Below are 7,278 nucleotides of genomic sequence, written 5' to 3' on the forward strand. Positions count from 1 at the left end.
GGGCAGGCGGCCTGTTTACGCGCCGCCCTGCTCGCGCACCGCATCGGCGGCGAAGTCGCCGGCCGGTGCCTGACCGGCCGCCAGCAGGCCGGGATAGACGGCCACAAAGTCGGCCACGATGGCGTCCCGTGGCAGATCGTCGAAGGCGCCGCGCTGGTTCACATATTCCATGTGCTGCTGGCCGGCACGGTCGAACGGGTGGTAGAGCGAATCGTTCACGCCGTCGAACTCCAGCGGCAGCAGGCCGAACTTTTCGCACAGCGACAGATTGAACGCCGGTGTCGCCTTGCGCCAGGCGCCGTCGATCCACAGCTCGGTGTAGCCATGCCAGATGAACACATCGGTCTGCATGGTCTGGCGCAGCTTTTCGGTCGACAGGTGGTTGCGCACGTCGGCAAAACCCAGCCGGGCCGGCAGGCCGGCAGCCCGGGCCACCGCCGCCAGCGCCACCGCCTTGGGCACGCACCAGCCATGGCCCTGGGTCAGCGCGGTGCTGGCCCTCAGGCCTTCGGGGCTGAGGTCGATGCGGTACGGGTCGTAGCGCAGGCCGTCGCGCACGGCCCGGTACAGGGCGATCGCCCGCTCTCTGTCGGTGCTCCCCTGTGCATGGGTACGGGAAAACGCGATGACGGCGGGGTGATCGCTGTCGATGGCGGCGGTGGGGCCGAGGCAGCGGGCGGCTTCGGGGGGCAAAAGCGTCGGGCTCATGGCACCACCTTATCAGCAGGCGCCGGGCCGCAAAAGACGCCTGGGCGACGGTGAACTCTTAAGAGGTCACTTAAGCCTTTCAGTCAGGGGCTTGATCTGGCGCAAATCAGTGAATTTTCGACAGACGGTGATGTAGTCGGGGCTTTACTCCCGGTAGTTTTGGTCGATAGCCGGTGCGACGGGGGCCACATTCGTCGCGATGAGACACCCGAGCGCGCCACGGGGGCGCTTGACACCCCGGTTCTTCTGCACAGGTGGAGACGTGTGCCGATCCGTCGACAAGAGAGAGACCCCATGAACTTCATTTCTAACCTTCGCATTGGCTCCCGGCTGGGCGGTGCGTTCGCGTTGGTGCTGGCCCTGGTGCTGGCCTTTGGCCTGTTTGCCTTATCGAGCATGAACGGCCTCAACCGGATTTCGTTCGATATCGAAACCAACTGGTTGCCCAGTGCGTCGATCACCTCGGCAATCAATACGCAGACCTCGGACTTCCGCATCCTGGAGCTGCGTCACGTGCTGGCGCAGGACGCGGGCAGCATGAGCCATCTGGAAAAATTGATGGAGACGCTGAAGGGCGAGATCGAAACCCAGCGAGCGGCCTACGCCAAACTCATTGCTTCGCCGGAGGAAAAGACGCTGTACGAGGGCTTTTCGGCGGAATGGGGCCGCTACGAGGCCGAACACCAGAAGCTGCTGGCCCTTTCGCGCGAGAACCGCACTGAAGAGGCCATGGCGCTGCTCAATGGGGAGTCGCAGAAGCTGTTCGACTCGGCGTCGGCCACGCTGCTGAAGCTGGTCGACCTCAATGCCACCGGCGCTTCGAACGCCAGCCACCAGGGCAATGTGCTGTTCAGCGAATCGCGCAACTTGATCATCGGCATGCTGGTGGCGGTGATCGCCCTGGGCAGTCTGTTTGCCTGGCTGATCGCCCGCTCCATCGTGCGGCCGCTCAACGACGCGGTGCGGGTGGCGGACCACATCGCCGCAGGCGACCTGACCCAGACCATCGATGCCGGTGGCCGCCAGGACGAGACCGGGCAGTTGCTGACGGCGATGCAGAAGATGCAGAAGGCGCTGTCCGAGCTGGTCGGCAGCGTGCGGCAGAACGCTGAAGGCGTGGCCACGGCCAGCGCGCAGATTGCGCAGGGCAACCAGGATCTGTCCAGCCGCACCGAGCAGCAGGCTTCTGCGCTGGAGGAGACCTCGGCATCGATGGAGGAAATGGGCTCGACGGCCCAGCAGAACGCCGACAACGCGCGTGCGGCCAGTCAGTTGGCGGCCAGTGCCAGCAGCGTGGCCGTGCAGGGTGGTGAGGTGGTCAGCCAGGTGGTGACCACCATGCGCGAGATCCAGCACAGCAGCCAGAAGATCAGCGACATCATCGGCACCATCGACGGCATTGCCTTCCAGACCAACATCCTGGCGCTGAACGCGGCGGTGGAAGCGGCGCGAGCGGGCGAGCAGGGCCGGGGCTTTGCGGTGGTGGCTGGTGAGGTGCGCACGCTGGCCCAGCGCAGCGCCGAAGCGGCCAAGGAAATCAAGCAGCTCATCAGCGCCAGCGTCGAGCGCGTGGAACAGGGCACGACCCTGGTGGACCGGGCCGGCTCGACCATGCAGGAGGTGGTGCAGTCGATTCAGCGCGTGACCGACATCGTGGGCGAGATCAGCAGCGCCAGCCAGGAGCAGAACGCCGGCGTCAACCAAGTGGCCGAAGCGGTCAGCAGCATGGACCAGACCACGCAGCAGAACGCGGCGCTGGTGGAAGAAAGCGCTTCTGCCGCCGCCAGCCTGCGCCAGCAGGCCGACCAGCTGGTGCAGGCCGTCAGCGTGTTCCGCACCGACGCCGCCGCCGCGGTCACGACCTGGGCGCCTTCGGCGCCCTCCGCAGCGGCGCACCGTCCGCCAGCGACCCCGCTGTCCAGGCCGCAACAGCGGCCCAAGCCTGTGGCGTCGGCACCCAAGCGGCCGGCCCTCGCCGCTCCCGAGCTCAAGCGGCCGGTATCGGCGTCGGTGGCCAAAGCGTCTTCCGACGAAGGCGAGTGGGAAAACTTCTGATCCGGGGCGCACCATGGACATGCTCAAAGAAGGCCAGCAGTTGGCGAGCCAGGAAGGGGTGAGGACGGCGGCGCTGGGCCAGAAGGCCAACGCGGAGTACCTGACCTTTCGTCTGGGAGGTGAGGAGTACGGCATCGACATCCTGCGGGTGCAGGAAATCCGTTCGTACGAAGAACCTACGCGGATCGCGAACGCGCCGGGGTTCATCAAGGGGGTGGTGAACCTGCGCGGAGTGATCGTGCCGGTGGTGGACCTGCGCATCAAGCTGGGCTGCCCGACGGTGGAATACAACGGGTTCACGGTGGTGATCGTGCTGAACGTGCACGGCCGGGTGGTGGGCGCGGTGGTGGATTCGGTCTCGGACGTTCTGCAGCTGGGGGCGGACTTGATCAAGCCGGCGCCGGAGATGCACACGGCGGTGGACACGAGCTTCATCACGGGGATTGCGAGCGTGGGCGAGCGCATGCTGATCCTGATGGACATCGAAGGGCTGATGGGCAGCGCCGACATGGGCCTGATCGACGCCACCCGCCGCATGGCCTGAAACAGGCTGGCGGCATGCGCTTCGCGGGCGCGGTCAGGCGGTGTGCCGTTCGTCGGTCATGGTGGCCGACGGGGCGCTGAATGAATGCTTAGGTACCCAAAAGTACCCGCGCGCCCGGGTTTGTCCCCGTTTTGAGCACCTTATTCCGACTTCAGCCGGCGGCCCGGGGGCCGATAGTTCATGAACCTTGTCTGTTTATTGGGGGACGATGCTCATGGACATGCTCAAAGAAGGCCAGCAGTTGGCGAGCCAGGAAGGGGTGAGGACGGCGGCGCTGGGCCAGAAGGCCAACGCGGAGTACCTGACCTTTCGTCTGGGAGGTGAGGAGTACGGCATCGACATCCTGCGGGTGCAGGAAATCCGTTCGTACGAAGAACCTACGCGGATCGCGAACGCGCCGGGGTTCATCAAGGGGGTGGTGAACCTGCGCGGAGTGATCGTGCCGGTGGTGGACCTGCGCATCAAGCTGGGCTGCCCGACGGTGGAATACAACGGGTTCACGGTGGTGATCGTGCTGAACGTGCACGGCCGGGTGGTGGGCGCGGTGGTGGATTCGGTCTCGGACGTTCTGCAGCTGGGGGCGGACCTGATCAAGCCGGCGCCGGAGATGCACACGGCGGTGGACACGAGCTTCATCACGGGGATTGCGAGCGTGGGCGAGCGCATGCTGATCCTGATGGACATCGAAGGGCTGATGGGCAGTGCCGACATGGGCCTGATCGACGCCACCCGCCAGATGGCCTGATGCGCTGACCGGAGCCGCCACGATGAAGACCTCTTCGCCCGACAAACAATCCCTGGCCCGGCGCGTGGCCCTGCTGGCAGTGGCCTTGCTGGCCGGGGTGCTGGTGGTGCTCAGTGCCGGCATGGCTGTGGTGGCCGAAGAGCGCTCGCGCGATCGCCTGGTCGAGGTGGTGGGCGACAAGGCCGCCTCGGTGGCCGAGGCGGTGGACGCCTTCGATGCGACGGCGCGCCTCATGACCGAACGGGCCTACCAGCCCTTTCGCAAGAAGTTTGCAGAGCATTTTGAACTGGACGCCGACAGCGGGCACCTCAAGAGCTGGGGCATGCTGCTCAACGGTGATTTCGGCGAGGTCGACACCTTCGCACAGGCCAACGGTGGCGTGGCCACCGTGTTCATGCGCAAGGGCGATGATTTCGAGCGCATCACCACGTCGCTGAAAAAAGAGGACGGCGAGCGCGCCGTCGGCACGCTGCTGGCGCGCGACCACCCGGCCTATGCGCTGATGCTCGAAGGCAAGACCTTCACCGGCCGCGCCGTGCTGTTCGGCAAGCCCTACATGACGCATTACGAGCCGGTGCGCAACGAGGCGGGTCAGGTGGTGGGCATCCTGTTCATCGGCTACGACATCACCGATTTCCAGACGTCGCTGGAAAAGCTGGTGACCAATGCCCGCTTCCATGAGTCTGGCGCCACCGTGGTCATCGACCCGCGCCGCAGCGATGAAGAGGCTGTGTTTGTCATGCATCCCACAGCGGCCGGCCACAAGGTGCTGGAAGCCATGCCCGGCGCTGCGCCCATGCTGGCCACGCTGCGCGGATCGGCCAACGTGTTCATTCGCGATGCGGTGCCACTGGTGGCGGCCGGGATGGCCGATCCCTGGCTGGTCAAGCGCACGGCCCAGGCCGGGGGCTGGTGGGTGGTGGCCGAGGTGTCGGACCGCGAGGCCATGGCCTCGTACTGGTCGACGATCCAGGCCTTCTGGGCGCTGCTGGCCCTGACGACGGTGATTCTCGGCGTCGGTCTGTATCTGCTGGTGCAGCGCAACGTCAGCCGCCCGCTGTCCGAGCTGACCGGGGCGGTCACCAGCGTCGCGCAAGGCGATCTCACGCAGGTGTTCCGCTCCGACCGGCGCGACGAAATCGGCCGCCTGGTGACCGAGGTGGAAGGCATGCGGTCGCGCTTCGCCGGGATGATGCAGCAACTGCGTTCGGCGACGGAGAGCATCGGGACGGCGTCGACGCAGATTGCGAGCGGGAACCAGGACCTGAGTTCGCGCACGGAGCAGACGGCGAGCAACCTGCAGCAGACGGCAGCGTCGATGGAAGAGCTCAACAGCACGGTGCGCCAGAGCGCCGAAGCGGCGCGGCAGGCCAACCAACTGGCGGCCAGCGCGGCCGAGACGGCAGCGCGCGGAGGCCAGGTGGTGTCGCAGGTGGTCTCGACGATGGAAGCGATCAACCACAGCAGCAAGAAGATCAGCGACATCATCGGCGTGATCGACGGCATTGCGTTCCAGACCAACATCCTGGCGCTGAACGCGGCGGTGGAAGCGGCGCGAGCGGGCGAGCAGGGCCGGGGCTTTGCGGTGGTGGCTGGTGAGGTGCGCAACCTGGCGCAGCGCAGTGCCGAAGCGGCCAAGGAAATCAAGGGCCTGATCGGCGCCAGCGTGGACAAGGTGGACGCGGGCAGCCGGCTGGTGGGCGAAGCGGGGCAGACGATGGGAGAGATCGTGGCCTCGGTGCAGCGGGTGAGCGACATCATCGGCGAGATCACGGCGGCGGCGGGCGAGCAGAGCCAGGGGATCGGCCAGATCAACGTGGCGGTGAACCAGCTGGACCAGATGACGCAGCAGAACGCGGCGTTGGTGGAAGAGAGTGCGGCGGCGGCGGAGAGCCTGCGGGAGCAGGCGCAGCGGTTGGCGCAGGTGGTGCAGGTGTTCCGCGTCGACGCCTCCGCCAGTCAGGCCGCGGTCGTGCACGGAGCCACGGCCGCAGAGGAGTCATGAACATGGGCAATTGGAAAATCGGATGGCGTTTGGGGGGCGGGTTCGGGATCGTGCTGGCCCTGCTGGCCGGCTTGACCGCGGTGGCCCTGTATTCGCTGTCGCTGGCCGGACAAGAGCAGCAGCGCATGGTCGAGATGGAGCGCCGGGCGATGCTGGCCGATGAGTGGCTGCAGAACACGAACCTGAACATCAACCGGGTGATGGCCCTGGCCAAGTCGGGCAACCATGCAGAGGTGGATGCGTACTTCAAACCGCTGATTGCGCAGACCTCGGAGCGCATCAATGCCCTGCAAAGCGACCTGGAGAAGTCCATCGAGTCGGCGCAGGGCAAGGCGCTGCTGGAGGGCATCACGGCGCGGCGCAAGGAGTACATCGACGTTCGCAAGGCCTACTTCAGCACGCTGGCTTCGGGCGATGTCGACAAGGCCGGTGCGATGCTGCAAAACGACCTGGTGCCGGCGGTCGAGCGCTACATGGGGGCCATGGAAGCTTTGCGCAAGCTGCAGCATGGCCTGGTTGACCAGGCCGTGACCGACAGCCGCGAGGGGCTGAAGACCGAGTCCTGGACCTTGCTGGGCATCGCCCTGGTGGCGGTGGCGCTGGGCATCGTGATCGCCTGGTGGATCACCCGCTCGGTGACCACGCCCTTGCGCGAAGCCGTGGGCGTCGCGGAAACCGTGGCCCGGGGTGACCTGACGCATTCGGTGCAGACCCGACGGCTCGACGAGCTGGGCGATCTGTTGCGGTCGCTGGGCAGCATGCGCGAATCCCTGTTCAAGACGGTGGTGCAGGTGCGTTCGGCGACGGAGAGCATCGGGACGGCGTCGACGCAGATTGCGAGCGGGAACCAGGACCTGAGTTCGCGCACGGAGCAGACGGCGAGCAACCTGCAACAGACGGCAGCGTCGATGGAAGAGCTCAACAGCACGGTGCGCCAGAGCGCCGAAGCGGCGCGGCAGGCCAACCAACTGGCGGCCAGCGCGGCCGAGACGGCAGCGCGCGGGGGCCAGGTGGTGTCGCAGGTGGTCTCGACGATGGAAGCGATCAACCACAGCAGCAAGAAGATCAGCGACATCATCGGCGTGATCGACGGCATTGCGTTCCAGACCAACATCCTGGCGCTGAACGCGGCGGTGGAAGCGGCGCGAGCGGGCGAGCAGGGCCGGGGCTTTGCGGTGGTGGCCGGTGAGGTGCGCAACCTGGCGCAGCGCAGTGCCGAGG

General features: G+C 66.4%; 6 protein-coding genes. 5 read left to right on the top strand and 1 reads right to left on the bottom strand.

The window, feature by feature from the left end:
* Window positions 1-15: 15 nt before the first annotated feature.
* On the bottom strand, window positions 16-708 hold the full coding sequence (locus tag L0977_RS19950) for a transglutaminase-like domain-containing protein (protein ID WP_234266619.1): 693 nt from the start codon (window positions 706-708) through the stop codon (window positions 16-18).
* Between the two features lie 294 nt (window positions 709-1,002).
* Between L0977_RS19950 and L0977_RS25625 the strand changes: the two genes are divergently transcribed.
* The 5 genes from L0977_RS25625 to L0977_RS25630 all read left to right on the top strand — a co-directional run.
* Complete coding sequence (locus tag L0977_RS25625; RefSeq protein WP_326491088.1) at window positions 1,003-2,763, top strand: methyl-accepting chemotaxis protein; 1,761 nt, start codon at window positions 1,003-1,005, stop codon at window positions 2,761-2,763.
* Between the two features lie 13 nt (window positions 2,764-2,776).
* A complete protein-coding gene (locus L0977_RS19965) occupies window positions 2,777-3,307 on the top strand; it encodes a chemotaxis protein CheW (protein WP_234266620.1) in 531 nt (176 codons plus the stop codon).
* Between the two features lie 214 nt (window positions 3,308-3,521).
* Complete coding sequence (locus L0977_RS19970; RefSeq protein ID WP_234266621.1) at window positions 3,522-4,052, top strand: chemotaxis protein CheW; 531 nt, start codon at window positions 3,522-3,524, stop codon at window positions 4,050-4,052.
* A gap of 22 nt (window positions 4,053-4,074) precedes the next feature.
* A complete protein-coding gene (locus tag L0977_RS19975) occupies window positions 4,075-6,057 on the top strand; it encodes a Cache 3/Cache 2 fusion domain-containing protein (RefSeq protein WP_234266622.1) in 1,983 nt (660 codons plus the stop codon).
* Window positions 6,058-6,059: 2 nt separating this feature from the next.
* On the top strand, window positions 6,060-7,278 hold a 1,219-nt coding region (locus L0977_RS25630), incomplete at its 3' end, for a methyl-accepting chemotaxis protein (protein WP_326491089.1).

This window comes from Hydrogenophaga sp. NFH-34, assembly GCF_021401345.1.
Classification (GTDB): Bacteria; Pseudomonadota; Gammaproteobacteria; order Burkholderiales; family Burkholderiaceae_C; genus Hydrogenophaga; species Hydrogenophaga electricum.

Bases quoted from the DNA above. Each gene is read 5' to 3' on its own strand.
- L0977_RS19970 (WP_234266621.1), top strand. From the start codon at position 3,522: ATGGACATGCTCAAAGAAGGCCAGCAGTTGGCGAGCCAGGAAGGGGTG.
- L0977_RS25625 (WP_326491088.1), top strand. From the start codon at position 1,003: ATGAACTTCATTTCTAACCTTCGCATTGGCTCCCGGCTGGGCGGTGCG.
- L0977_RS19965 (WP_234266620.1), top strand. From the start codon at position 2,777: ATGGACATGCTCAAAGAAGGCCAGCAGTTGGCGAGCCAGGAAGGGGTG.
- L0977_RS19950 (WP_234266619.1), bottom strand. From the start codon at position 708: ATGAGCCCGACGCTTTTGCCCCCCGAAGCCGCCCGCTGCCTCGGCCCC.
- L0977_RS19975 (WP_234266622.1), top strand. From the start codon at position 4,075: ATGAAGACCTCTTCGCCCGACAAACAATCCCTGGCCCGGCGCGTGGCC.